The sequence below is a fragment of the Ferrovibrio sp. genome, assembly GCF_964218355.1.
GTDB lineage: Bacteria > Pseudomonadota > Alphaproteobacteria > Ferrovibrionales > Ferrovibrionaceae > Ferrovibrio.
Genome location: NZ_CAXPMC010000026.1, coordinates 224405 through 249514, shown reverse-complemented (window position 1 = coordinate 249514; position 25110 = coordinate 224405). Strand labels below are relative to the sequence as shown.

20 protein-coding genes are annotated in these 25110 nt (G+C 64.0%); all 20 read right to left on the bottom strand.

Annotated elements, in window-relative coordinates:
* Window positions 1-21: 21 nt before the first annotated feature.
* A complete protein-coding gene (gene cysG, locus ACEQZY_RS19175) occupies window positions 22-1455 on the bottom strand; it encodes a siroheme synthase CysG (RefSeq protein ID WP_341701901.1) in 1434 nt (477 codons plus the stop codon).
* Complete coding sequence (locus ACEQZY_RS19170; RefSeq protein ID WP_370156535.1) at window positions 1445-4117, bottom strand: molybdopterin-dependent oxidoreductase; 2673 nt, start codon at window positions 4115-4117, stop codon at window positions 1445-1447. Before ACEQZY_RS19170 ends, cysG begins: the two co-directional genes overlap by 11 nt.
* Before the next feature lie 10 nt (window positions 4118-4127).
* Window positions 4128-4469: a nitrite reductase small subunit NirD gene (gene nirD, locus ACEQZY_RS19165; protein WP_370156533.1), complete on the bottom strand. Its 342-nt coding sequence runs from the start codon at window positions 4467-4469 to the stop codon at window positions 4128-4130.
* 21 nt (window positions 4470-4490) lie between these two features.
* A complete protein-coding gene (gene nirB / locus ACEQZY_RS19160) occupies window positions 4491-6938 on the bottom strand; it encodes a nitrite reductase large subunit NirB (protein WP_341701899.1) in 2448 nt (815 codons plus the stop codon).
* Window positions 6939-6951: 13 nt separating this feature from the next.
* The gene (locus ACEQZY_RS19155; RefSeq protein WP_370156531.1) at window positions 6952-8271 is read right to left on the bottom strand and encodes a CmpA/NrtA family ABC transporter substrate-binding protein; all 1320 of its coding nucleotides are present in this window, start codon (window positions 8269-8271) and stop codon (window positions 6952-6954) included.
* Window positions 8268-10040: an ABC transporter ATP-binding protein gene (locus ACEQZY_RS19150; RefSeq protein ID WP_370156529.1), complete on the bottom strand. Its 1773-nt coding sequence runs from the start codon at window positions 10038-10040 to the stop codon at window positions 8268-8270. Before ACEQZY_RS19150 ends, ACEQZY_RS19155 begins: the two co-directional genes overlap by 4 nt.
* Window positions 10000-11088, bottom strand: a complete 1089-nt coding sequence (locus tag ACEQZY_RS19145) for an ABC transporter permease (protein WP_341701896.1) — start codon at window positions 11086-11088, stop codon at window positions 10000-10002. Before ACEQZY_RS19145 ends, ACEQZY_RS19150 begins: the two co-directional genes overlap by 41 nt.
* A 73-nt stretch (window positions 11089-11161) precedes the next feature.
* Window positions 11162-12580: a CmpA/NrtA family ABC transporter substrate-binding protein gene (locus ACEQZY_RS19140; protein WP_341701895.1), complete on the bottom strand. Its 1419-nt coding sequence runs from the start codon at window positions 12578-12580 to the stop codon at window positions 11162-11164.
* Between the two features lie 319 nt (window positions 12581-12899).
* A complete protein-coding gene (locus ACEQZY_RS19135; protein ID WP_341701894.1) occupies window positions 12900-13487 on the bottom strand; it encodes an ANTAR domain-containing protein in 588 nt (195 codons plus the stop codon).
* Between the two features lie 165 nt (window positions 13488-13652).
* A complete protein-coding gene (locus ACEQZY_RS19130; protein WP_370156526.1) occupies window positions 13653-14225 on the bottom strand; it encodes a DUF4440 domain-containing protein in 573 nt (190 codons plus the stop codon).
* A gap of 2 nt (window positions 14226-14227) precedes the next feature.
* Window positions 14228-15637 (bottom strand): FAD-dependent oxidoreductase, encoded by a 1410-nt coding sequence (locus ACEQZY_RS19125; protein WP_370156524.1) that lies wholly within the window; start codon window positions 15635-15637, stop codon window positions 14228-14230.
* The gene (locus ACEQZY_RS19120; RefSeq protein ID WP_341701891.1) at window positions 15634-16248 is read right to left on the bottom strand and encodes a cysteine hydrolase; all 615 of its coding nucleotides are present in this window, start codon (window positions 16246-16248) and stop codon (window positions 15634-15636) included. The genes ACEQZY_RS19125 and ACEQZY_RS19120 overlap by 4 nt, the downstream gene beginning before the upstream one ends.
* A complete protein-coding gene (locus tag ACEQZY_RS19115) occupies window positions 16245-18320 on the bottom strand; it encodes a hydantoinase/oxoprolinase family protein (RefSeq protein WP_370156521.1) in 2076 nt (691 codons plus the stop codon). The genes ACEQZY_RS19120 and ACEQZY_RS19115 overlap by 4 nt, the downstream gene beginning before the upstream one ends.
* The gene (locus tag ACEQZY_RS19110) at window positions 18317-20002 is read right to left on the bottom strand and encodes a hydantoinase B/oxoprolinase family protein (RefSeq protein WP_341701889.1); all 1686 of its coding nucleotides are present in this window, start codon (window positions 20000-20002) and stop codon (window positions 18317-18319) included. The genes ACEQZY_RS19115 and ACEQZY_RS19110 overlap by 4 nt, the downstream gene beginning before the upstream one ends.
* The gene (locus ACEQZY_RS19105) at window positions 19999-20880 is read right to left on the bottom strand and encodes an isocitrate lyase/phosphoenolpyruvate mutase family protein (RefSeq protein WP_341701888.1); all 882 of its coding nucleotides are present in this window, start codon (window positions 20878-20880) and stop codon (window positions 19999-20001) included. Before ACEQZY_RS19105 ends, ACEQZY_RS19110 begins: the two co-directional genes overlap by 4 nt.
* Window positions 20877-21395 carry a 3-isopropylmalate dehydratase gene (locus tag ACEQZY_RS19100; RefSeq protein WP_370156519.1) on the bottom strand — a complete coding sequence of 173 codons (519 nt, stop codon included), beginning with the start codon at window positions 21393-21395 and terminating at the stop codon, window positions 20877-20879. Before ACEQZY_RS19100 ends, ACEQZY_RS19105 begins: the two co-directional genes overlap by 4 nt.
* Window positions 21392-22672 carry a 3-isopropylmalate dehydratase large subunit gene (locus ACEQZY_RS19095; RefSeq protein ID WP_370156517.1) on the bottom strand — a complete coding sequence of 427 codons (1281 nt, stop codon included), beginning with the start codon at window positions 22670-22672 and terminating at the stop codon, window positions 21392-21394. Before ACEQZY_RS19095 ends, ACEQZY_RS19100 begins: the two co-directional genes overlap by 4 nt.
* 26 nt (window positions 22673-22698) lie before the next feature.
* Complete coding sequence (locus ACEQZY_RS19090) at window positions 22699-23415, bottom strand: ABC transporter ATP-binding protein (protein ID WP_370156516.1); 717 nt, start codon at window positions 23413-23415, stop codon at window positions 22699-22701.
* Window positions 23408-24151 (bottom strand): ABC transporter ATP-binding protein, encoded by a 744-nt coding sequence (locus ACEQZY_RS19085; protein ID WP_370156515.1) that lies wholly within the window; start codon window positions 24149-24151, stop codon window positions 23408-23410. Before ACEQZY_RS19085 ends, ACEQZY_RS19090 begins: the two co-directional genes overlap by 8 nt.
* A complete protein-coding gene (locus ACEQZY_RS19080) occupies window positions 24144-25109 on the bottom strand; it encodes a branched-chain amino acid ABC transporter permease (protein WP_370156514.1) in 966 nt (321 codons plus the stop codon). Before ACEQZY_RS19080 ends, ACEQZY_RS19085 begins: the two co-directional genes overlap by 8 nt.
* Between the last annotated feature and the right edge of the window lies 1 nt (window position 25110).

The following is a 25110-nucleotide window of genomic DNA, read 5'->3' as shown; positions in this document are numbered from 1 at the left end:
TTCGGTGCCAGCCGCCCCCGCTCAGGCGCTGCGGCGCTGTCGGTCCGCCCTGTTGTCCGCCTGCTGTTTCACCGCAGAAAAGCACCGGCCGATGCCGAGCAGAACCGGCGCTGCGCCATCCCGGAAAGGCGACTGCCGGGCCAGATCGCCCAGACTGCCGCACCAGCGCTGCTCGTCGCGGCGCGATACCGCTGCCATCGCCACCACCGGTGTGGTATCCGCCAGCCCCTCCGCCATCAGCCGCCCGGCGATGTCCGGTGCGGTGCGACCACCCATATAGAAGATGGCCGTGGTTTCCGGGTCGGCCAGGCCGCGCCAGTCGAGGTCCTGCGGCAGTTGTCCGTCGCGGGCATGGCCGGTGACGAAGCGTACCGAATGGGCATGGTCGCGATGGGTCAGCGACACGCCAAGCTGTGCCGCAGCCGCGATGCCCGCGGTGATCCCGGGCACCACATCGACCGGGATGCCGGCCGCTTCGAGGCAGGCAATCTCCTCGCCGGCACGGCCGAAAATCATCGGATCGCCGGCCTTCAGCCGCACCACGCGCCTGCCCTGCCGCGCCAGCCGCACCATCAGGGCATTGATCTCCTCCTGCCGGCAGCTGGCGCGCCGGCCGCGCTTGCCGACCACCATGCGTTTCGCCTCGCGGCGTGCCAGCTCCAGCACCTCGTCGGAAACCAGATCATCGAACAGGATCACGTCGGCCGCCTGCAGCGCGCGCATCGCCCGCAGGGTCAGCAGGTCACCGGCACCGGGTCCGGCACCGACCAGCGTGACATGGCCGCAAGCCGGCTGCGCGGATATGCCGGCGCCGGCCAGCGCCAGCAGCTCCGCCTCGCCGCCGGCAACACCGGAAAACGCTGCCTCGGCCATGCGTTCCCAGACTGCACGCCTGGCCGCTGCATCGGGCAGCAGGCCGGCAAGCCGATGTCGCAGCCGGCGAGCTGCAGCGGCCCAGCCGGCCAGGCCCTCAGGCAGCAGGGTCTCGATGCGGCGGCGGATCGCCTGGGCCAGAACGGGCGCGGCACCGCTGGTGGAGATGCCGATCACCACCGGCGAGCGGTTGACGATGGACCCGAACTGCATATCGCTGAAAGCCGGCCTGTCGATCACCGCTGCCGGGATGCCGGCTGCGCGGGCGGCGCCATGAAACCGCGCCGCCTCTTCCTCGGTGGCACAATCGGCGACCGCCAGCCGGCAACCGGAAAAATCCCCGGACTGCCAGTCGCGCGGAATGATCCGGATCGCCGGAACCTGCGCCACAAGCCCGGCCATGGCGTCGCCCGGAGCCGGGGCGCAGACCAGCACCCGTGCGCCCGCTGCCGCCAGCAACTCGGCTTTCCAGGCCGCGGCATCGCTGCCGCCGGCAACCAGCACCGCCTGATCCGACAGGTCGAGGAAGACCGGCAGGCGGCTCAGCGGCCGGATGCGCGGTGCCTGGGCTTCAGCTGGCATTCTGGACACGGACACCATCGATCACCTTCCCGATCTCGCTGCGACAGGATCCGCAATTGGTGCCGGCCTGCAGCAGGCCGCCGACCTCATCCACGGTGAGGCAGCCACCCTGCGTGACCGCCGCCACGATCTGGTTGAGCCCCACCGAAAAACAGCTGCAGATAATGGCGCCGCGATCTGCCCGCCCGGCGCCGGCGCGACCGGCCAGCAGCCGCAGCCGTTCCTGCGGATCAGCAAAGGCCTGGCCGATCTGCTCGCTCAGCCAGCCGCGCGCCGCCTCCACCGGATCCGGCGACACGAACAGGGCGGCGACCAGACGGCCATCACGGAATACCGCAAACCGGTGCCGGCTGGCCGCCGCATCATGATAGGCAAGCACCTCGTGGCCGGATTCAGCCGGCAGGCCGCAAAGCTCGCCGATGAAGGCCTCCCAGCTGGCCGGCGTTTCGGTATCGGCCAGTTCCAGTCGCCAGCCACCGGCCACCGGCGCAATCGCCCAGTAGCCGGCGCCGATCTCCGCTGGCCGCGCCGTCAGGACGGCGAAGCCATACCAGGCTGCGCCGAACGGCCGGACCCGGACCGGCGTATGCTTCAGTTCCGGCTGGCCGGAAACCGGATCCGCATGGGGATTGACCACCGCATCGATCCGCGCCCGGGCGGCATAGCGGTCCGTCCAGTGCATCGGCACGAACACGCAGCCCGGCCGCTGGGCATCCGTCACCAATGCGCGCACAATGGCACGACCATACCGGCTTTCGACAATAGCAAGGCCGGCCGGCCCGATCCCGCAGGCCACCGCATCATCCGGGTGCAGTTCGATGAACGGCTCGCCGATATGGCTCATCAGCCGCGGCGTCTTGGCGGTGCGGGTCATAGTATGCCACTGGTCGCGCACCCGCCCGGTATTCAGGACCAGCGGATAATCTTCGGCCGTCACGGCCTCGGCCGGCGGCCGGTACGCCGTCGGCACGAACCGTGCCCGGCGATCTGCGGTAAAGAAGCCGCCATCGGCAAAGAACCGGGTCTCGCCACCTGATGCGGCACCGGCAGGCGACGGCCACTGGAATGGTGCCAGTCCGTCATAGGCTGCGGCATCCATGCCAGCATGGCGGGAGATGTCGAAATCCCGGCGGCCGTCATTGCTGATCCCGGACAGGGCCGCATATTCGGCAAAGATCGCCGCCGGGCCATCATAGGCAAAGGCCTGCGCCCAGCCCATGCGGCGTCCCACCTCGGCAAAGATCCACCAGTCTGGGCGTGCATCGCCGGGGCGTGGCAGGAAGGCGCGCTGGCGCGATATCCGCCGCTCGGAATTGGTCACCGTCCCGTCCTTTTCGCCCCAGGCCGCCGCCGGCAGCAGCACATGGGCGCAGGCCGTGGTATCCGTGTGGCGGGCCACATCCGAGACCACCACGAAAGGACAGGCCGACAATGCCGCCCGCACACCATCGGCATCAGGCAGGCTGTCGACCGGATTGGTGCCGGCGATCCACAGGGCCTTGATCCGGCCGGCCCGCACCGCGGCGAACAGGTCAACCGCCTTCAGGCCGGGGCGCTGCGCCATAACCGGCGACTGCCAGAAATCCTGCACGATGCGCCGGTGTTCCGGATTTTCGATCTCCATATGGCAAGCCAGCTGGTTGGCCAGTCCGCCGACCTCGCGCCCCCCCATCGCATTGGGCTGCCCGGTCACAGAGAACGGCCCCATGCCGGGCCGGCCGATCCGGCCTGTAAAGAGATGGCAGTTGATGATGCTGTTGACCTTGTCGGTGCCGGCACTCGACTGGTTCACGCCCTGGGAGTAGACGGTCACCGTCTTTCCGGTCCGGCAGAACAGGTCGTAGAACCTGCGCAGCTGCACCACGGGTAGGCCTGTCGCGATGGACGTGGCCTCGGTATCGTCGGCACCCGCCGCAACCACGGCCTCCTGAATTCCGGTGGTGTGGTGCTGGATGAACGCCGTGTCGCCCGCACCTGCCGCCGCCAGATAGGCCAGCAGCCCGTTGAACAGGGCCACATCACTGCCCGGCTTCAGTGCCAGATGCAGGTCGGCCGCCCGGGCCGTCATGGTCCGCCGTGGATCAATGACGACGAGCTTCATCTCCGGGCGCGCCTCGCGGGCGGCCATCAGCCGCTGGAACAGCACGGGATGGCACCAGGCGAGATTGGAGCCCGTCAGGACGACCAGGTCGGCCAGCTCGAGGTCTTCATACAGCCCGGGCACGGTGTCGCTGCCGAAGGCGCGGCGATGGCCGGCCACCGAGGAAGCCATGCAGAGCCGGGAATTGGTATCGATATTGGCTGCGCCAATGAACCCCTTCATCAGCTTGTTGGCGACATAATAATCCTCGGTCAGCAGCTGTCCGGACACGTAGAATGCCACGGCGTCGGGCCCGTGACGTCGCACCGTTTCGCGGAAGCGATCCGCCACGAGGTCCAGGGCGGTATCCCAGGCGACCCGCCGGCCATTGACCAGCGGATGCAGCAGCCGATCATCCAGCGCCAGGGTTTCGGCCAGGGCCGAACCCTTGGAACACAGGCGCCCACGATTGGCCGGATGATCCGGATCACCGGCTACGGCAACACTGCCATCCGCCTCCTGCCGCGCCACGATCCCGCAGCCAACGCCACAATAGGGGCAGGTCGTGCGTGTTTCCGCCATGGCCCGCCCGTCAGGCAGCCCGGACCGCGAGCCCGGGCCATGACAGCAGGATACGGCCATCCTGCTGCCTTATGGCTATGCTGCGCGTGCAGCCCTGGTCGGCGCCCTGTGCTTCGCCGGTTTTCAGGCTGATCATCCAGTTATGCAGGGGGCAGGTCACGAACTCGCCCTGCACAATACCCTGCGACAGCGGTCCGCCCTTGTGCGGACATTTATCGTCCAGTGCGAAGACCTGATCGTCCACGGTGCGGAAAATGGCGATATCGCCGCGCGCCGTCTTCACCACCCGGGCGCCTCGCCTCGGGATGTCTTCCAGCAAGCCAATATCCAGCCAGTCGTCATCCATTTTCATTCCACCCCTGCCTTACACCCGTCACTCTGCCGCATTGGCCAGACGCAGATCGGCCAGCGGCCTGAATTCATGCGCGAAAGCGCCCTGCACACGCTCGGCCCAGGGATCGATCTGCGCAAATTTCTGGGCGTGGACGAACCGGCCATACAGCGTGCGCCGACGTTCGGCATCCTCAACGATCTGCTTTTTCACGCTGTCGAGACCGACGCGATGCAGCCATTTATGGATGCGGTCGAGGTAATGGGCCTGCTCGCGATAGAGCTGCATCAGCGCACCGGTATATTCCAGAACTTCTTCCTCGGTCTCCAGCTTGCACAGCAGGATGGTGGCTTTCACCTCCATGCCCGCGGCGCCGGCGATATGGAATTCGTAGCCGGAATCGATGCAGACGATTCCGATATCCTTGATCGTGGCTTCGGCGCAGTTGCGCGGGCAGCCGGAAACGCCAAGCTTCACCTTGTGCGGCGTCCAGCTTCCCCAGGTGAATTTTTCCAGCTTGATGCCCAGGCCGGTCGAATCCTGCGTGCCGAAGCGGCACCACTCCGTGCCGACGCAGGTCTTCACGGTGCGCAGGCCCTTGGCATAGGCATGCCCGGAGACCATACCGGCGGCATTGAGGTCGGCCCAGACGCCGGGCAGGTCTTCCTTCTTCACGCCCAGCAGGTCGATACGCTGGCCGCCGGTCACTTTCACGGTGGGGATATTGAACTTATCGGCCACATCGGCAATCGCGCGCAGTTCGGCGGCGGTCGTGACTCCGCCCCACATGCGCGGCACCACCGAATAGGTACCATCCTTCTGGATATTGGCATGCACGCGCTCGTTGATGAAACGCGACTGGTTGTCGTCGGCATACTCGCCCGGCCAGGTCGCCAGCAGATAGTAATTCAGCGCCGGCCGGCATTTGCTGCATCCGCACGAAGTCTTCCATTCCAGCTCCTGCATCACCGCCGGAATCGACTTCAGCTCCTTGGCCACGATCAGGCGACGGATATCGTCATGCCCGAGATCTGTACAGCCGCAGGCCGCCTTGTTCGCTTTCGGCGCGTAAGAATCGCCCAGCGTCAGTCCGATCAGTTTCTCGACCAGGCCCGTGCAGGAGCCGCAGGAGGCCGAAGCCTTGGTGACGGCCCGCACTTCTTCCAGGGTCGTCAGGCCCTTCGCCGTGATTGCGCCAGTGATCTTGCTTTTGCACACGCCGTTGCAGCCGCAGATCTCTGCCTCATCCGGCAAGGCTGCAACGGCCGCCATAGGGTCCAGCGGGGCACCTCCCGCATAGCCCTGGCCGAAAATCAGAGTCTCGCGCATATCCGCGATATCGGCATTGTCGCGCAGAAGCTGGAAGAACCAGGCGCCGTCCTCCACATCACCGTAGAGCACGGTGCCGATGACCCTGTTGTCCTTCAGCACCAGCCGTTTGTAGACACCCCGCGTCGCATCGCGCAGCACGATCTCTTCGCGATCCTTGGCCTCGGCAAAATCACCCGCTGAAAACAGGTTTATGCCTGTCACTTTTAGTTTCGTCGCGGTCACCGAGCCGTTATAGGCCGCGGGTTCGTCGGCGAGTGTCCGCGCCAGAACACCGGCCATCTCATACAGTGGCGCCACCAGGCCATAGGTTGCGCCACGATGCTCCACGCATTCGCCCAGCGAGAAGATATCCGGGTCGGAGGTGCGCATCTGGTCATCGACCACGATGCCGCGGTTGACCGTGAGGCCGGCCTCCTTCGCCAGCTGCGCATTCGGCCGGATACCGACCGCCATCACCACCAGCGAAGCCGGGATGACGGTGCCGTCTTCCAGTTGCACGCCCTCGACCCTGCCGTTTCCGACGATGGCCTTGGTGTTGGCACCGGTCAGCACCTTGATGCCGCGGTCTTCGATGGCCTTCTTGAGCAGATAACCGGCTGCGGCATCGAGCTGACGCTCCATCAGCGTCGGCATCAGATGTACGACGGTGACTTCCATACCCTGCTCGGCAAGGCCGGCGGCGGCTTCCAGGCCAAGCAGGCCGCCGCCAATCACCACAGCATTACCGCGGCCTTTGGCGGCGAGGATCATGGCGTCGACGTCGTCAAGATCGCGATAGCTGAGCACGCCGGGCAGATTGTGACCGGGCACCGGGATGATGAACGGCACCGAGCCGGTGGCAATCACCAGCCTGTCGTATTTTTCCACCAGGCCGTTATCGGTGGTGATGGTCCTGGCCACCCGGTCGATGCCGGTGACCCGGGTACCCTTGTGCAGGGTGATGCCATGATCGATATACCAGCCGTCGCCATGAATGACGATCTGCTCGTAGCTCTTCTCGCCGGACAGGACCGGGGACAGCATGATGCGGTCGTAATTTACCCGCGGCTCGGCATTGAAAATGGTGATGCTATAGCGATCCGGCGCAACTTCCAGCAGATGCTCCAGCATCCGACCCGGCGCCATGCCATTCCCGACGATCAGCAGTCGTTCGGTCATCACAGCCTCCTCGTTATTGGTTGGCACTGGGGCGTCGGCCAGCCAGCTTACCCGTGTCATCCCCGGCAGCCGGTCTCGCGGCCGGTGCCATGACACGGGCGGAAGACACATAGCTGCCATCGCAAAACAGATCGGCACCCATGGGGATCGGTGCGCTGGCCTGGCCCAGCAGCCAGGGCCCGGCATGCAAACCTTCCGGCTTACGGTCTATCAGTGGGAAAGGATGATCCAGCGCAGCCGCGGCCTCGCGGTAAATATCCGTACGGTAAACAGCATCAGCCACGGCACCGATATCGGTATCGCTGTCGATCAGTTGCCAGCGCCGCATCTCGCTGAGATACCATTCCGCCTGGCTGCGCCAGGGAAAATTTGCACTGTAACGACTGAAGACGTGGAAGTCGGGCAATGCTTCCGGGCCGGCATCCATGCTGTAGCGGATGGCACCAAGCATACCGGGGCGCAGCGCCGCAGCCGCCGCACTGCCGATATATTCCGGCCGCGCCATCAGCGCGACGCCTTCCAGCCGGTTCTCCGGTCGATCAAGCCAGGCCGCAGCCTCGATCAGCGCCATCACCAGGTTGCGGTGCGTAACCGGATTCTGGTCGGACCAGTCGCGATTGACGCCAAGAACCTTCTCGATCCGGTTATTCCAGATTTCATAGCCGGAAATCAGGATACGGCCAACACCGCCCAGCACTGCCAGGGAATTCCATGGCTCACCGACACAGAAACCGTCGACTTCTCCAGCCGCCATGCGCTCGACCATCTGCGGCGGCGGGACGATTGCAAGATTGACGTCACGCTCCGGATCAATCCCGGCAGACGCCAGCCAGTAGCGTAACTGCAGCTGGTGCGACGAGAACTGGAACACGGTGGCGAAGGTCAATGGCGGCCGCCCCACCTTGCGATCGGCATTGATCAGACGGCGCAGGACATTCGCCGCTTCACCGCGATTGCTGCCCAAGGTCGGCTCCAGCTCAAGCAGCCGGCTCCACAGCGATGCAGAAACGGTTATGGCATTGCCATTCAGCGCCAGTGTCATTGCCGTAACCTGGGGTTTTTTCCAGCCGCCGGCCCCCAGGGTGGCTGCCAGTGGCATCGGCGCCAGCATGTGCGCGGCATCCAGGGCACCAAGCGCCACCTTGTCGCGCAAATTGGCCCAGGATGGCTCGCGCACCAAGCTGACATCCAGCCCATGGCGCTCAAAGAATCCCTTCTCTAGCGCGACGATCAGCGGCGTACAGTCGGACAGCGGGATAAAGCCGATCCGCAGATTGCACGTCTCCGCCGTCTTTCCACGGCGAGGTTTGCCAGGGGATTTCTCTCTGGTCATGCCGCTTTCCCCGTGGTCACGGCAGTCCCACTGGCAGCTTTTGCCGCCTGGCCATGGGCACCGCCTTCATACTCTTCAAGGAATCCCAGCAACTCCGACCGATACTCGTAGTATTTCGGATGCTCCAGCAGTGCCTTCCGGGTCCGCGGACGCGGAATGTCTACCGTCATGATGTTGCCGATCCGGGCATTCGGGCCGTTGGTCATCATGACCACGCGGTCGGCCAGAAGGATCGCCTCGTCGACATCATGGGTAACGCAGATTGCGGTGACCCGGGTCTGCTTCCAGACCTCCATCAGCACTTCCTGCAGGCTCCAGCGTGTCAGGCTGTCCAGCATGCCAAAAGGTTCATCCAGCAGGAGCAACTTCGGCGACAGCGCGAAAGCTCTGGCGATTCCGACCCGCTGGCGCATACCGTTGGACATCGCTGCGGCCGGTTTGTCCATGGCATCGGCCAGACCGACCCGGGTGAGGTAATACTCGATGATGTCGCGTCGTTCGGCTGCGCTGGCTTTCGGATAAACGCGATCGACCCCCAGCGCCACGTTGTCGCGCGCCGTCAGCCAGGGCATCAGCGATGGCGCCTGGAAAACCACGGCTCGTTCCGGCCCGGCACCATAAACCTCTTTGCCATCTAGAATGATACCACCGCCGGAAATCTCACTGAGGCCGGCAATCATGGAAAGAACTGTCGACTTGCCGCAGCCGGAATGTCCGATCAGTGAAATGAACTCGCCCTTTCGCAGCTTCAGATCGAAATTCTCGACTACGGTCAGCGGCCCCTTTGGAGTCGGGTAAACTTTGCTGACCTGCGAGAAATCGACATAGCGGTCCTGGATTCCAGAAGCGGCGGCCGCACGATATGCCCTCGGCGGCCTTGATTCGAAAACAACAGGACTGATCGCAGGCAGTGTGCGGCCATCATCGCTGGCTGCCTCACGCTCGGCAGCCATATCCATCAGATAACCCGTGACTTCATGCCGCAGCGCCTTGAAGTGCGGATCGCTGTTCACCGCCGTGCGGTCGCGCGGACGCGGGATATCGACACGGAACTCGCGGCCCAGCCTGGCATTGGGGCCGGGCGTTAACGGAATGATACGGTCGGCCAGCAGGATCGCCTCGTCCACGTCATTGGTGATCAGCACCACGGTCTTGCGGTCCTGCTCCCAGATCGCCTCGATCTCGTCCTGCAGCTTGGCCCTGGTCAGGGCATCGAGCGCCGAGAGCGGTTCGTCGAGCAGCAGGATATCCGGGTTCATGGCAAGAGCGCGGGCCACAGAAACCCGCTGGCGCATGCCGCCGGACAGTTCGGCCGGCCGGCGGTCAATGGCATGCCCCAGACCCACCATGTCGATATAGCGGCGGGTGCATGCAGTGCGCTCGACCTTGCTCATTTTCGGATAAACCGCATCCACAGCCAGGGCAACATTGCCCTGTACAGTCAGCCACGGCATCAGCGAATAACTCTGGAACACAAGGCCGCGATCCGGCCCGGGCTCCGTCACCGGCCTGCCCCTGACCAGGATTTCGCCGGCATCAGGTCTGATCAGGCCGGCGAGCAGCGACATGAGGGTTGTCTTGCCAGAACCGGAAAACCCGACGATGGCGATAAATTCACCTTCCTTTACCGACAGGCTGATATCACTCAGCACCTCACTGCGTACGGCGCCTTCGCCATAGCCCTTGCTGACATTCTTCAACTCAAGAAACGTCATGATTCGCCCCCGCTCAGCGCGATGTCGAATAAGTGAAGGCGGCCTGCAGTGCATACATCAGTCGATCAAGCAGGAAGCCGATGATGCCGATGGTCAGAACCGCAACAATGATGCGGGCCAGAGACGAAGAGGACCCATTCTGGAATTCATCCCAGACGAACTTGCCGAGCCCCGGATTCTGGGCCAGCATCTCAGCAGCGATCAACACCATCCAACCCACGCCAAGTGACAGCCGGAGGCCGGTAAAGATCAGTGGCAGCGCCGATGGGAGCACCAGACGACTGACCGTCTTCCAGGTCGGAAGCCGCAGCACCCGACTCACATTCATCAGATCCTTGTCAACCGAGATCACGCCCAGCGTGGTATTGATCAGCGTTGGCCACAGCGAGCACAGAGTGACGGTAATTGCCGAGATCACCAGAGATTTCGGGAAAACATCCATCGGATCGACGTACAGAGCCGACACGATCATGGTGACGATCGGCAACCAGGCCAGCGGAGAAACCGGCTTGAAGATCTGGATCAGCGGATTAACCGCACCGTTCACCGAACGCGACAGGCCGCACATGATGCCGACCGGAACCGCGACCAGCGTTGCGATCAGGAAACCAAGCGCCACGGTCTTCAGGCTGGTGAGAATCTGGTCGAAATAGGTTGGCTTTCCGGTATAGCCGCGCTGCTTGATCCGGTCATTCTGGCCTGCGGCGGCAAACTGCCTGTTGCGTTCGTCCTGCCGGGCGTAAAAGGCGGCCTCCTTTTCCCGTTCGGCAACATGGTCATTATACAGGTTTACCGTCTGCTCCCATACCTGTGCCGGACCAGGTATGGCCCCCAGCGAGGTATTTACCTGCGGCGCCAGCCAAGCCCAGAGGGCAAGGAAAGACGCAATGCCGACCAGTGGAATCAGCAGGACCTGACGCAGTTCGCGCAACTGATGCCGGGGATTGTCTCCTGCAGCAATCTTGAACAGCGGCACCAGCCAGCCGACGCCAAGAACATTGAGGTAGGCCGCCGCCTGGTTGATGCGACTGAACAGCCTTTCCTGCCGTCGACGCCGGGCTTCTGCTGCCGTAACGCCTGCGTATTCGCTTGCCGTGCTCATGCTCTGCTCCACTGCCCCATCGGGATTGCTGCGATCGGAAGCGGGCTGCCGCATATTGCGGCAGCCCCCGGATTCAGCCGCCGGTAACGTTGGTGCCATCGACGATCTGCTTGCCTTTGAGGCCGATCGTCAGGCTCTCGATGTAGGCATTCGGCTTGCGCCCGTCATAGGTTACGCCGTCGATGAATTCGGCGGTCGGCGCGCGATAACCGTCACTGTCCCACGGGAACTCCGCCTTCTTGGCCTTGCCTTCATCGACTAGCAGTTTTGCCGCTTTCAGGTAGACATCCGGGCGGTAAACACTTTTCGCCGCCGCGGCGTACCAGTCGTCGGACTTGTGCTCGGTAATTTGCCCCCAGCGACGCATCTGGGTGAGATACCAGACGGCATCCGAGTAATACGGATAGGTGGCAAAGTAGCGGAAGAAAACGTTGAAGTCCGGCACCGGCCGCTTGTCTCCCTTCTCGTACTCGAAGGTACCGGTCATGGAATTGGCGATCACCTCCGCGTCGGCGCCGACATACTCCGGCTTGGCCAGTATCTTCACGGCTTCCATACGGTTGGCGTTGTTGTTTTCGTCCAGCCACATGGCAGCCCGAATCAGCGCCTTGGTCACGGCCAGGGTTGTGTTCGGGTTCTTCTCGGCGAATTCGGCGGTGATACCGAAGACCTTCTCGGGATTGTTCTTCCATATCTCGTAGTCGGTTATGACCGGCACGCCGATGCCCTTGAACACGGCCTGCTGATTCCAGGGTTCGCCGACGCAATAGCCGTGGATGGTGCCAGCCTGCAGAGTTGCCGGCATCTGCGGAGGCGGCGTCACCGACAGCAGGGCGTCGCCCTTGATCTGACCGGTGACATCGGTCTTCGAGTAGAAGCCCGGATGGATACCGCCCGAAGCCAGCCAGTAGCGCAGCTCGTAGTTATGGGTGGAAACCGGGAAAACCATGCCCATGTTGAAGGGCCGGCCCTCCGCTTTGAATTTGTCAACCACCGGCTTGAGTGCACTGGCTTTGATCGGATGAACCGGCTTTCCATCGGGACCCTTCTGGATGTGCGGCTTCATCATCTCCCAGACTTCATTGGAAACGGTGATGCCGTTGCCATTCAGGTCCATGGAGAACGGTGTCACGATATGCGCCTTGGTACCGAATCCGATGGTTGCTGCCAGCGGCTGGCCGGCCAGCATATGGGCGCCATCGAGTTCGCCGGTAATCACACGATCGAGCAGAACCTTCCAGTTCGCCTGTGGCTCCAGCGTGACGTAAAGCCCCTCATCCTCGAAAAAGCCCTTCTCCTTGGCGATAGCAAGCGGGGCCATGTCGGTCAGCTTGATAAAGCCGAATTTCAGCTCATCCTTTTCGACCTTCAACAATTCGGCCTTTGCCATGCCGGTCTGCAAGCACAGCGCGGCCAGAAATCCAAACCCAATGGCCCTGCCGATCACGTGACGCCGGCCGACCCCGGCCATCCTTGTTGCCTTCGCACCCATGTTTCACCCTCCGTCCCTGTCCGGCCGACGTTGCGGCCATAAAAAAAGCGCCCGGCAATGGAGGTCTCGGGTGAGACCGCATTGCGGGACGCCATTGTCCGTTTCCATGACCGCCGCACGACTTCGCCTGGGGAGGCTGGACCGGGCCGTCGATCAAACACACTGCGCCGTTGCAGCGTGGGTTCGGCCTATTCCCAAGCAGAAACCATGCCAGAGCCCTCCGGCCATATATTTCAAATGGCTAGATCACTAGATCAGGTTGCGGCCCGGGCATCCGATGCCGCATTGCACAAGAACAAGGCAATGCTGAATAAAATTTCTACTTCTTCTTCAGCACATCGGCGAAGGCGATCAGGGCCTCGGCGACGTCGACGAGGCGCTGCTGGCGATCCATCGCCAGCTTGCGAAGGGCCGCATAGGCCTCGTCCTCGGTCAAACTGCGTTCCCGCATCAGCAGACCCTTGGCCCGGTCGATCAGCTTGCGTTCGGCGAGCGTTGCCTTGGTCTTTTTCAGCTCGTCGCGCAGTGCCTGGAATTCCCGGAATCGTGCGATAGCGACATCAAGGACCGGCTTGACGCGCTTGGCATTCAGGCCGTCGATGACATAGGCCGAAACGCCGGCCTGCATGGCCTGCTCGATCATGCCCTCATCGGACTGGTCGACAAACATGACGACCGGGCGTGGCTGATCTGCATTGATCTGCCGCATACTGTCGATCATGTCGCGACTGGGCGATTCCATGTCGACAATGATCACATCTGGCCCGATTTCCTGCACCCGCCGTGCACTGAGATCGATCGGTGCCAGATTGGCAATCGGATCATAGCCTTCGGCTCGCAGCGCATCGGACAGCAGCCCGGCTCGCTCCGGATTTTCGTCAACCAGAAGGATACGCAACCCGGCCACAAGCGGCTCCGATCAGGATCAACATCGACTCCTGCCGGCTCAAGCAAGAGGCATACCGTGCCGGAAATAGCAGACCGCGGGGCGAGACCGCAAGCGACCGCTCCGGCCGGGGGCCGGGTGCTATACTGGTCGGCTGGCCACAGAACCGCAGCAGCAGCCGGCAATTCAACGATTTAAAAGGGTGTCCTGAAAAGTCGCCAAGTCATTCCAGACCGCCTGGCCGTGCAGTTGGCCGCCGCGCACAATGAAGCGGTCAATGAAGCGGATCCCGCTGAAAGGACGACCATCCGGCCATTCGCCCGCCAGCATACCGCTGCAATAAACGACGGCTTCGGACATGCCGGGCACCGTGTCAAACTGGTCATACGATTTGACAATCCTGCGATACCGCGGCTTCGACCACTCGACCATATCTTCCAGTCGTGAAAATCGTGCCCCTCCCGGAAACACCATGGAAAAGCCCGGTGCCAGCATGGCGCCGGCCACCGCCAGATCGCGCCGCTCCATGGCAGCAAGGAAATCCCGCACGATCTGCTCCGGCGCAGCCGGCGGTGGCTGGGGCCGCTTACGCTGGTTCCCGCGACGGTAATTGCCTGCGCTCACTTCCTCGATCACGGCGGTGATGCCATCCGGCACCGCTTCCAGCACTGTCCGGGTGACCGCGCTGTAGCCTTCCAGAAGCCGATCGCGTACCGCTTCATCATACCCTTCGATCAGGGTTACGCGGATCACCGGCATGGTCAGCCTCCCTGCTGCTGCGCCAGCGCCGCTGCGCCGGCCCCCGCCTTCGCTCCCAGCACCACAGCCGCCAGCAGACCATTGCCGGACAGGTAGCCATCACGGCCGGCGCCGGATATCCCGCAGGCCGCCCCGCCGCCAGCAAACAGGTTCGGCAGCACGGTGCCATTTACCCGCAGAACCCGTGCACCGGTATCGACCGCAAGGCCGCCCTGGGTATGGAACAATGCGCCGGTCACCTTAACCGCATGAAATGGCGCCGTCAGTGCAGGCCTGCTGCCAAAGTCGCGACCGAACCGGTCCTGCCCCGGGCGGCTGGCAAGTGCCACAACCTCTGAGACGGTCTCTTCCAGCGCCGCGGCCGGCAGACGGCACAATCTGGCAAGTGCCCCGACGCTGTCCGCCGATTTCACGGCACCGGCCTGTACGGCCTCGCGGTAATCCTCGAATTGCAAGCCAAGTTCATGCAGGCGAGAGTCATAGATGTTCCAGGCCACGCCGTCCGGCTGCGCAATCACCCGCATGGCTTGCTCGGAATAGCCGTCATGCTCGCTGGAAAACCGCCGCCCCCCGCTGTTTACCTGGATGCCGCCTTCCATCATCAGGGCCCAGGAGATCAGGATGGCATGCGGCATCGCCAGCGAACCATGCCCCTGATAGGCACCCAGCTGGCGGGTCGCCGCGCCAAGCTGCTCCCCCCAGATCAGGGCATCGCCGCGATTTCCGGTATGGCCGTGATAATGGGCGCCGGCAATTTCCGGAATATGGCGACGTACCAGTTCAGCATTGCCGCCGAAACCCGAACAGGCCAGCACCAGTGCTTCGCAGCCAATTTTCTCGGAACTGCCATCCGGCCGCATAATTTCAACGCCATGCACCCGGCCATCCGGATCGGCAAACAACGTCGTCACCGTCGCGTCAACGACAATATCAGCACCGGCCGCCGCGGTCGCAGCCAACAGGCCCGCGACGAGATCGGTGCCGCTGCGTGAGACCGGCGCATGCATGCGCGGCCGGCTGTGTCCCGGATAGAGAAAACCCTCGACCAGGATCAGCGGCACCCGATGGCGTTGCACCAGCCAGTCCACTGCAGGCCCGGAAGCCTCAGCGATGGCCGCAACCATCGCCGGATCGTTCTCTCCATGGGCCTTGGCCTGGATATCGGCGGCCATAATGGCCGGACTGTCTTCGATCCCCCGCGCCTTCTGCAGGGCCGTACCCGCCGCCGGGATCATGCCCGATGACATGGCCGTCGAGCCGCTCGGCGATGGATCACGCTCCAGCACCATGACCTCGACGCCGGCATCTCGCGCGGCCAGCGCCGCCGTCAGGCCGCAGGCGCCGCCGCCGATCACCAGAACCGGCACGGACAGTGGGAAACCCTCTCCGGCCGCCGGCAGCACGCGGCTCATGCCGCGCGCACCAGTGATGCCGCCTCGCTGCAGGTCATGGCACGGCTCACCGTGCCGAGCGATGCGATGCTTGAGTCATGCGCTGCCTGAGAAAAGGCCGCGCAGCCGTCGGTCAGCAGGATCGTGTGGAAATCACGGACATGGGCATCGCGCAGCGTGCTGGCCACTCCGCCATTGGTCACGATCCCGGCAATCAGCAGGGTTTCGATGCCGACCTTGCGCAGCACGAATTCGAGCCGGCTCATGTAGAAGGCAGAATAAGCCACCTTCTCCACCGTGAAATCTGCCGGTGCCAGATCATCGATCAGGCTGTGGCCCCACTCGCCAGGTTGAAAGTCGCCCTTGCGCAGGAACGGACGCAACTGTTTCAGATGCGGACTGATCAGGGGCTCGCCGCCGCGACCCGGCACCAGGGTAAACTGGGTGGAGACGAACCAGCCGCCGGCTGCGCGTACCGCCTCGGCCGCCATCCTTACATTGGCCACCAGTCCGGTCGCGCCCGGCAGGACGGCCTTGCCGCGGGCATAAGCGCCGTCCGCATGCAGGAAATCGTTCTGCAGGTCGACGGTCAGCAGCGCAGTGCGCCGCATGTCCAGGGTGGCACCGGTCATGCCGCTTTCCGCCGCACAATCAGGTTGCCGAACCTGTCCGCCTCGCCCTCCAGGTCCGGCTCGATCAGGATCGTCGTGTCGGGTTGCTCAAGGATCGCCGGACCGGGCACCACGGCGCCCAGCGGCAGGTCCAGCCGGCGGTAGATGCCGGCTTCGTGCCAGGCGCCGTCGACCCAGACCTGCCGCGTGGTCCGTTTCGCCGCCTCGACCGAGCCGCCGGCCGGCGGCGCCAGCAGGGCAAGGTCGAACTTGCGGCGCCGGCCGATGGCCGCCACCCGCAGGTTCAGGATTCGGATGCCGATCGATTCGAGAACGCGACCGAAGGTGGCCGCATAAGCCGCCTCGAAGGCCGCACGGATCGCCGTCTGGCTCAGGCGTACAGAGCCGTTGGCGAAATCGCCGGACAGCGGCACTGCCACGGTATGGGTCTGCCCGAGATAGGACATGTCGAGTTCGACGCTGACCTCGCGGCTCTCGAAAGCGATCTCGGCCTTGTCCAGCAGGGTAATCCCGGCCTGGGCGGCCTCGGCAATTGCAGCATCCAGCGCCGCCGCGTCAAGGTCGTCGAGCGTACGGTTCACCGTGCGCACGAAATCATGTCGCATGTCGGCAATCACGCAACCAAGCGCCGAGGTCACGCCGGGGAAACGCGGCACCAGCGCCGAAGCGAGACCGACCTCCTTGATCAGGGCACCAACATGCAGGGCGCCACCGCCGCCGAAAGGCATCGCCGAGAAATCACGCGGATTGTGGCCGCGCTCGATCGAGACCAGCCGGATCGCGCCGGCCATGCGCGAATTGGCGACCCGGATGATGGCTTCCGCTGCCGCCATAACATCGAGGCCAAGCGGCTCGGCGATATGCCGGTGGATCGCATCCCTCGCCGCTTCGACATCCAGCCGCTGCAGTTTGCCGCCGATCGGCCGGTCGGCATCAATGCGGCCCATCACCACATTGGCATCGGTCACCGTCGGCCGGTCGTTGCCGAGGCCGTAAGCGACCGGCCCCGGATTGGAACCGGCGCTTTCGGGTCCGATCTGCAGGATACCGCCGCGGTCGATCCAGGCGATCGAGCCACCGCCAGCACCGATGGTGGTGATCTCGATCATGGGGGCGCGCACCACCATGCCGAAATCGATCGAAGTCTGTGCACTCATGGCCGGTTCGCCATCGGCGATCAGCGAGACATCGAAGCTGGTGCCCCCCATGTCACAGGTAATGACATTCGGGAACCCGGCCGCGCCCGCAATATGCTGACAGGCCATGACCCCGGCCGCCGGGCCGGACAGGGCCGTACGCACTGGACGGCTGGCAGCACTGTCGACACTCATGACGCCGCCATTGGACTGCACAATCAGCAGCTGACCACCGAATCCGTCACCCTGGAGGCGGTCTTCCAGCTTGCGCAGGTAACTGCCCACCGGCGGCTGTAGATAGGCATTCAGCGCCGCCGTTGAGGTGCGTTCGAACTCGCGGATTTCCGGCAGGATGTCGGACGAAGCCGTGACATACGCATTCGGCCAGACTTCCTTCACCGCAGCGAGTGCCGCCCGCTCATTGTCGGCGTTGGCATAGGCATTGATAAAAACGATGGCAACGGCCTCGGCGCCGCGGGTCAGAAGCTCGCGGGCGGCGGCCCTGACTTCGTCGGTGTCGACGGCGGTATGGATTGCGCCATCGGCCAGCACACGCTCGGTCACTTCCAATCGCAGGTCGCGCGGCACCACCGGCACGAAGCGGCCCCAAAGGCCCCAGGTCGAGGGGCGGTCGCGACGGCGCATCTCCAGAACATCGCGGAAGCCGCGCGTGGTGATAATGCCGGTACGCGCGCCTTTACGTTCGAGCAGGGCGTTAGTGCCGACCGTGGTACCGTGCACGACGGTGGCAATCTGCTTTGGCTCGGTGCGGCTGCGCAGCCCCTCGATGAAGCCGGTGGCCTGGTCGCCGCGGGTGGACGGCACCTTGGCGATGTCGATCTTCCCCTGCGCCTCGTCGAGGAAAAAGACGTCGGTGAACGTACCGCCGACGTCGACGCCGACAGCGTAGCGCGGAATGGTGGTCTGGTCGGTCATTCCGCCGCCTCCCGGATCGTGCGACCGTAGTCGCGCACGGCCCCTTCCCTGCTGACATAACCGAGGCGGATATCCTCGGCGATCTGTGCGTCGCTACGCTCGGCCGCCGGGCCGTAGCCGCCGCCGCCGGGGGTCTCCAGCCGCAGGCGCTCGCCTCTCTTCAGCTTGATGTCATGGGCCTTGGACACCATCACGGGCTCCACCAGCTGGCCAGCCCGCGGATACAGGAAGCGGTTGCGCAACGCCGCCTTGCCGCCGAGCACTCCGGCCGGAGCATATTTGCCACGTTCGCCGAACAGGAACACGTCAGCCTCTTCCTCCAGCAATTCGATTTCGTAGACGGCACCGAGGCCGCCGCGTTGCCGGCCGGCGCCACCACTGTCGGTTCGCAATGCCCACTGGGTGAACATGACCGGATAGGCCGCCTCGAGGATTTCCAGCGGGGGGATGGTGGCCATGGAGATCGGTGCATTGCCGTGGTTGAGACCGTCGCCCTCCGGATGGCCGCCATGGCCACCGCCAAAAAAACTGAACATCACCCAGCGGCGACCGTCGCGCCGATGACCGGCCAGAGACAGCGCGTTGATCGTACCATAGGCGCAGCCATTGACGCGGTCGGGCGCAATCTGCGCGAAGGCCTGGAAGACCACATCGATCAGCCGCAGGATGGTTTCGGTGTAGCCGCCGACCGGCTTCGGCGCCCGCACGCTGATCAGGCTGCCTTCCGGAATCTCGAAGCGGATCGGCTCCATCACGCCAGAATTCGCCGGTACGTCCGGGAAGATATGCTTGATCGCCACATAGCAGGCCGCCACCGCCGTCGAGCGGGCGATGTTCAGCGGCCCGGCGCAGGCCGCCGACGTGCGGCTGAAATCCAGGGTCAGGCTGTCGCCGGCAATCACCACTTCCAGGCCGATACGCAGGGGTTCGTCGCGGATGCCGTCATTGTCGAGGAAATCCTCGGCGGCGTAGCGGCCGTCAGGCAGTTCGCGCAGCAGGCTGCGGAACTGCAGTGCGGCACGCTGCTTCAGTTCGGTCAGGGCCTCGAGCACCGTGGCATCGCCGTATTCGTCAAGCAGCGCATGCAGGCGTTTCGCGCCGAGATCTAGTGCATTCACCTGGCCATTCAGGTCACCGTACAGGCTGTCTGGCAAGCGGCTGTTCGCCCGCAGGATGGCGATCACGTCCGGGCGCAGCTCGCCAGCGGCATAGAGCTTGACCGGCGGTATCACCATGCCTTCCTGAAAGCATTCGGTGGCGACCGGATTATAATTGCCTGGCACATTGCCGCCGACATCATGCCAGTGGCCAACAGAGGCAAGGTAACAGAAAACGGCGCCGTCACGGAAAAACGGTCGCACCAGCTTGAAGTCGCTCAGATGCGTGCCACCGTCATAGGGATCGTTGAAGATATAGACGTCGCCATCGGCCAGGCCGCCATCGCGCGCCGCCTTATCGATTACCGCCTTGACCGCAAAGGCCATGGCGCCGACGAAGATCGGCAGGCCGGACTTGCCCTGCACAAGGGTTTCGCCGGTGGCTGCATGATAGAGGCCGTGGCTGGCGTCATGGGCTTCGGCGATGATCGGATTGAAGGCCGAGCGGAACAGGGTGGCGTCCATCTCGTCGGCGACCTGTTCGAGCCGGCCCTTGAGCACGGCAAGGGTGATGGGATCGATCATGCCGACCTCTCGAAGTTGGCTGGATCATAGGCCCGACCCTGTTCCAGCAGCTCCGGTGTGCCGATCAGGGCGTTCAGCGCGGTGAAATCCAGCATACGGTCGCGGAACGGTGTGGTGGTTCCATGCTGCTTCAGCGAGGCAAAATAGTCGGCCATGCAGCGGGCGAGCGCCCGCGTCAGGCCGCCGGGAAATATCGCCATGCGAAAGCCGATCTGCCCCAGTTCATCGGCCGACAGGATCGGCGTCTTGCCGCCTTCCACCATGTTGGCAAGCAGCGGCACACGGTTGCCGAAGCGGCTGGTCACCGCCAGCATTTCGTCGCGATTGCGCGGCGCCTCGACGAACAGCACGTCGCAGCCGGCTTCCACATACTGGGTGGCCCGGTCCAGCGCGGCGTCGAAACCCTCCACGGCGATGGCATCCGTGCGCGCAACGATCAGGGTTTCGGCCGAATGCCGCGCATCGAGCGCTGCGTGAATCTTTCCCACCATCTCGGCAGCCGGAACCAGCGATTTTCCGTCGAGATGGCCGCAGCGCTTCGGGCTCGCCTGGTCCTCAAGCTGGATTGCGGCGGCGCCGTTGCGCTCGAACAGGCGGGTCGTGCGCTGTACGTTGAGCGCATTGCCGAATCCGGTATCGGCATCAACGATCACCGGCGTATCAATCCGCTCGCGGATCGCACCCAGCGTATCGGCCACTTCCGTCATCGAGACGAGACCGATATCGGACCGGCCGAAACGGGTATAGGCGATACTGGCGCCGGACAGATATACCGCCTCGAACCCGGCCTGTGCCGCCACCAGCCCGCTCAGGCCATCGAAAATGCCCGGAGCGACGAGGATGTCGCTACGGTTCAGGCGCTCGCGCAACCCACTCATCTGCGCGCCTCCCTTACTTGTTGTGAACGCAGTTTATTTTCGAGATGCGGCAGCAGCCCGCCCTCAGCCACCATCTGCAGAAGATGGGCCGGCAGCGGCTCGCAGGCAAACGTCTTCCCGGTTTCCGTCCGTGCCGAGGCCATCGCCGGGTCCAGGGTCAGCTGAGCACCCGCCGGAATCTCCTGGGCCGCCGGACAGACGAGGACGAGCAGACCGAGATTGAGGGCATTGCGGTAGAAGATGCCGGCGAAGGTCGGCGCCAGCACGGCGGCAACGCCCAGTTCCCGCAGGGCCATCACGGCCTGCTCGCGTGACGAGCCCATACCGAAATTGCGACCGCCGACGACGATGTCGCCCGGCCGGACCTCGCGAGCAAACCGAGGCTCCACGGCTTCCAGGCAATGGCGGGCCAGCTCGGCCATCGGACTTTTCATATAGAGGCCCGGCGCCAGGACGTCCGTGTCGATATTGTCGCCGAATTTCCAGACCCGGCCGGTGAAGGGCGTCATGCTCATGCCGCACCGCCCCCGGCCAGCATGTCACGTGGATCGCGGATCTCGCCGGCCACCGCCGCCGCCGCCACCGTATAGGGCGAACCGAGATAGACCTTCGACGTGGCGGCACCCATGCGGCCCCTGAAGTTGCGGGCGGTCGACGCGATGCAGGTCTCGCCTTCGGCGAGCACGCCGGCGCCGTAACCGGCACAGGCGCCGCAGCCCGACGGCATCAGGATGGCGCCCGCCTCGGTCAGGATGGCGAGGGTGCCGTCGGCAGCAGCCTCGGCCGTGGTCCGGGTCGAGGCCGGCGCGATCAGAAGCCGCGTGCCGCCCGCCACCTTGCGGCCCTTTAGGACGGCCGCCGCCATGCGCAGGTCGTTGATCTTGGCGCCGGTGCAGGCGCCGATATAGGCCTGATCGATCCGGGTGCCGCGATGCTCGGTAGCCGGTGCGCTGTTGGCCGGACTGTGCGGCGCCGCCACCATGGGCGCGAGTGCAGCCGCGTCGAAATCATGCCGCTCGGCCACGTCTGCCGCCGGATCGGCCTGCCAGCCTTCGCCGCCGATTGTGTCATCCGGCACGCCGACGCTGCGCAGATAGGCCGCAGTGACTGCATCCGGTGCGATAAGGCCGGCCTGCGCGCCCAGTTCGGCCGCCATGTTGCTGAGCGTCATACGCTCCTGCATCGGCAGGGCGGCGATGGTGTCGCCGGCATACTGGATCGCCTGATACCGGCCGCCATCCATGCCGAGCCGGGCACACATGGCGAGGATCATGTCCTTGGCGGCCAGCCCCGGTCCCAGCCGGCCCGACCAGTGCAGCAGGATGGTTTCAGGCACCCGCAGCCAGATCTCGCCGGTGACCAGAACACCACACATCTCGGTGGCACCAACGCCGAACATGTAGGCGCCGAAAGCACCGCCGGTGGGCGAATGGCTGTCGCCACCGACCACAAACATGCCGGGCCTCAGATGGCCGCGTTCGGGCAGAACGACATGGCAGATGCCCTGCATATCGTGAAACCGGGATATACCGGCCGCCTTCACCCATTTGCGGGTGAGATCGAGAATGCCGGCACTCTCGGCGTCCACGGCCGGCACATAATGATCGGAGATCACGACCACACGGTCCGGGTTCCAGATCTTCGCCTGCAGCCGTTCCAGCATCGGTGCAACGCGACGCGGCCCGCCAGAATCGTGCATCATCGCGAGATCGACCTTGCAGGTGACCACCTCGCCCGGCCGCACGAAGTCGCGGCCGGCCGCGCGGGCGACCAGCTTCTCAGCAAGGGTCATGGGCTGTATCGCAGGCTGAGCCATGATCACATCCCCAGATACGAGGCTTTCAGCCCCGGATCGTTCAGCAGATCGGCCGCTGCACCGGCCAGCGCAATCTCGCCATGTTCCAGCACGAAGGCACGATGGGCAATCGACAGGGACTGCATGACATTCTGCTCGACCAGCAGGATCGCCAGCCCCTCGCCATTCAGCCGCCGGATCAGACCGAACATCTCCTCGACCAGCAGTGGCGACAGGCCGAGCGACGGTTCGTCGAGGATCAGCAGTTCCGGTTCACCCATCAGGCCGCGGCCAATGGCCAGCATCTGCTGCTCTCCGCCGGACAGGGTTCCGGCCAGCTGCGTCGTCCGCTCCGCCAGACGTGGAAAGATGCCAAACACCCGTTCAATATTGGCGGCGCGTCGGGCGCAGCCGCGGCGGTAACTGCCGAGTTCCAGATTCTCCAGCACGCTGAGGTTGGGGAATATCCGGCGGCCCTCCGGCACATGGACTAGGCCGGCAGCAACGATCCGATCCGGGCTACAGCCGGTGATATCCCGGCCCAGGAACCGGATCGCGCCGCCAAATGGCCGGTAGACGCCGGACAGATTGTTATTCAGGGTTGACTTGCCAGCGCCATTGGCACCCAGCAGAGCGACAATCTCGCCATGTCCGACAGTCAGGTCGATGCCGCGCAGCACCTCGACACCGTCATAACCGGCGCGCAACTCCGTCACCTCAAGCAGCATGTCGTCAGCCATGGACTGCCTCCGCTGACGGCACACCGGCTGCACCACGCCCCAGATAGGCCTCGATTACCTGACTGTTTGCGGCAATCTCAGCAGGACTGCCTTCCGCAATCAGTGCGCCGTTGTTCAGCACCCAAGCATGCTCGGACAGGTTCATGACTGCCCGCATCACATGCTCGATCAGCAGAATGGTGACACCGCTGTCGCGGATATCACGGATCACCGGAATGATCTCGTCGATCTCGGTAGGATTTAGGCCGGCCATCACCTCATCAAGCAGTAACAGCGCGGGCTCGGTCGCCAGTGCCTTGGCCAGTTCCAGTCGCTTGCGACCGGCAACGGTCAGCGAAGCCGCCGGTCGGTCCAGAAAGCCCACCAGCCCGACGCGACGCGCGACGGCATCTGCACGATCCAGCGCCGCCCTGCGACCGGCGTGGCGCAGATGGGCACCCACAGCGATATTCTCGCGCACCGTCAGCCCGGCAAAGGGCTGCACGATCTGAAAGGTCCGGGCAATGCCAAGCAAGCAAATATCTTCCGGTGCCATCCCGGTGATTCGCTGGTTCTTGAAACGTATTTCTCCCTCATCGGGACGATAGAAGCCGGATATCTGCGCAAACAGAGTGGTCTTGCCGGCACCATTGGGGCCGATCAACGCGCTGATACTGCCAGATACAAGATGAAGGGATACGGCATTGGTGGTGATCAGGCCGCCGAACCGCTTGGAGAGATTCTCGACGTCAAGCACCCGCGCCCCCTTTCAGAAGCCGGCGCAGACCGACGCGACCAAGGCCAAACAGGCCGTTCGGCAGGAACAGCACCATCACCACCAGCAGGACGCCATACAACACAAGATTGAGGCCCGGCGCTTCGCCAAACACCAGCCGACCGATCTCGGCAATAGCGTGAAGTGCAAACGCGCCCAGGAGCGGCCCGAACACAGTACCCAGACCGCCGATGATTGGCACCAGCAGAGCCTCCACGGAGATGCCGGGGCCATAAGCAATGTTGGGGTCAATATACAGGAACAGCTGCACATAGATCGCGCCAGCGACACCCGCAAACGCACCGGAGAAAACAATCGCTGCAAGTTTGACGCGGAACGGCGCAACGCCCAATGCCCGGGCAGCATCCTCGTTCTCGCGCACTGCCATCAGCCGGGCACCGAAGCGGGAATTCTCCAGCCACCAGGTCACCAGAAGCGCGACAACCACCAACCCCAGCAGCAGCCAGAAAAAGCCGGCACGATCCTGGAACTGCAGATGATCGAAGCCTGGCCTCAGCGGCACCAGCAGGCCGGAACCCGCGCCAGTGAGGTCAGAACTGTTGGCAAGAATACGGAATACTTCAGCGAAAGCGAGCGATACCAACGCAAAATACGAGCCACGCAATCCATAGCGAAATACGAGGTAGCCGGTGCCGGCCCCGACGATGCCGCCCGCCGCTGCCGCCAATGCCAGGCCAATCCACGCATTCATACCAAGATGGATCTGCAGCATCGCCGTGCAGTATGCACCGCTGCCGAAAAACAGCGCATGACCGAAGGAGAACTGCCCACCGTAACCGCCGAGCAGGTTCCAGGCCTGACCAAGGAAAGCATAGAACAGGACCAGGGTGAGCCACGTCAGCCAGAAATCAGAGCTGACCAGAACCGGCACAACGGCGGCGAGGATGGCGAACCCGGCGATGCCGGCAAGACTGCGCATG

Coding starts and splice junctions, on each gene's coding strand:
- cysG (WP_341701901.1), bottom strand. CDS start 1,455: ATGCCAGCTGAAGCCCAGGCACCGCGCATCCGGCCGCTGAGCCGCCTG.
- ACEQZY_RS19170 (WP_370156535.1), bottom strand. CDS start 4,117: ATGGCGGAAACACGCACGACCTGCCCCTATTGTGGCGTTGGCTGCGGG.
- nirD (WP_370156533.1), bottom strand. CDS start 4,469: ATGAAAATGGATGACGACTGGCTGGATATTGGCTTGCTGGAAGACATC.
- nirB (WP_341701899.1), bottom strand. CDS start 6,938: ATGACCGAACGACTGCTGATCGTCGGGAATGGCATGGCGCCGGGTCGG.
- ACEQZY_RS19155 (WP_370156531.1), bottom strand. CDS start 8,271: ATGACCAGAGAGAAATCCCCTGGCAAACCTCGCCGTGGAAAGACGGCG.
- ACEQZY_RS19150 (WP_370156529.1), bottom strand. CDS start 10,040: ATGCACTGCAGGCCGCCTTCACTTATTCGACATCGCGCTGAGCGGGGG.
- ACEQZY_RS19145 (WP_341701896.1), bottom strand. CDS start 11,088: ATGAGCACGGCAAGCGAATACGCAGGCGTTACGGCAGCAGAAGCCCGG.
- ACEQZY_RS19140 (WP_341701895.1), bottom strand. CDS start 12,580: ATGGGTGCGAAGGCAACAAGGATGGCCGGGGTCGGCCGGCGTCACGTG.
- ACEQZY_RS19130 (WP_370156526.1), bottom strand. CDS start 14,225: ATGCCGGTGATCCGCGTAACCCTGATCGAAGGGTATGATGAAGCGGTA.
- ACEQZY_RS19125 (WP_370156524.1), bottom strand. CDS start 15,637: ATGAGCCGCGTGCTGCCGGCGGCCGGAGAGGGTTTCCCACTGTCCGTG.
- ACEQZY_RS19120 (WP_341701891.1), bottom strand. CDS start 16,248: ATGACCGGTGCCACCCTGGACATGCGGCGCACTGCGCTGCTGACCGTC.
- ACEQZY_RS19115 (WP_370156521.1), bottom strand. CDS start 18,320: ATGACCGACCAGACCACCATTCCGCGCTACGCTGTCGGCGTCGACGTC.
- ACEQZY_RS19110 (WP_341701889.1), bottom strand. CDS start 20,002: ATGATCGATCCCATCACCCTTGCCGTGCTCAAGGGCCGGCTCGAACAG.
- ACEQZY_RS19105 (WP_341701888.1), bottom strand. CDS start 20,880: ATGAGTGGGTTGCGCGAGCGCCTGAACCGTAGCGACATCCTCGTCGCT.
- ACEQZY_RS19100 (WP_370156519.1), bottom strand. CDS start 21,395: ATGAGCATGACGCCCTTCACCGGCCGGGTCTGGAAATTCGGCGACAAT.
- ACEQZY_RS19095 (WP_370156517.1), bottom strand. CDS start 22,672: ATGACCCTTGCTGAGAAGCTGGTCGCCCGCGCGGCCGGCCGCGACTTC.
- ACEQZY_RS19090 (WP_370156516.1), bottom strand. CDS start 23,415: ATGGCTGACGACATGCTGCTTGAGGTGACGGAGTTGCGCGCCGGTTAT.
- ACEQZY_RS19080 (WP_370156514.1), bottom strand. CDS start 25,109: ATGCGCAGTCTTGCCGGCATCGCCGGGTTCGCCATCCTCGCCGCCGTT.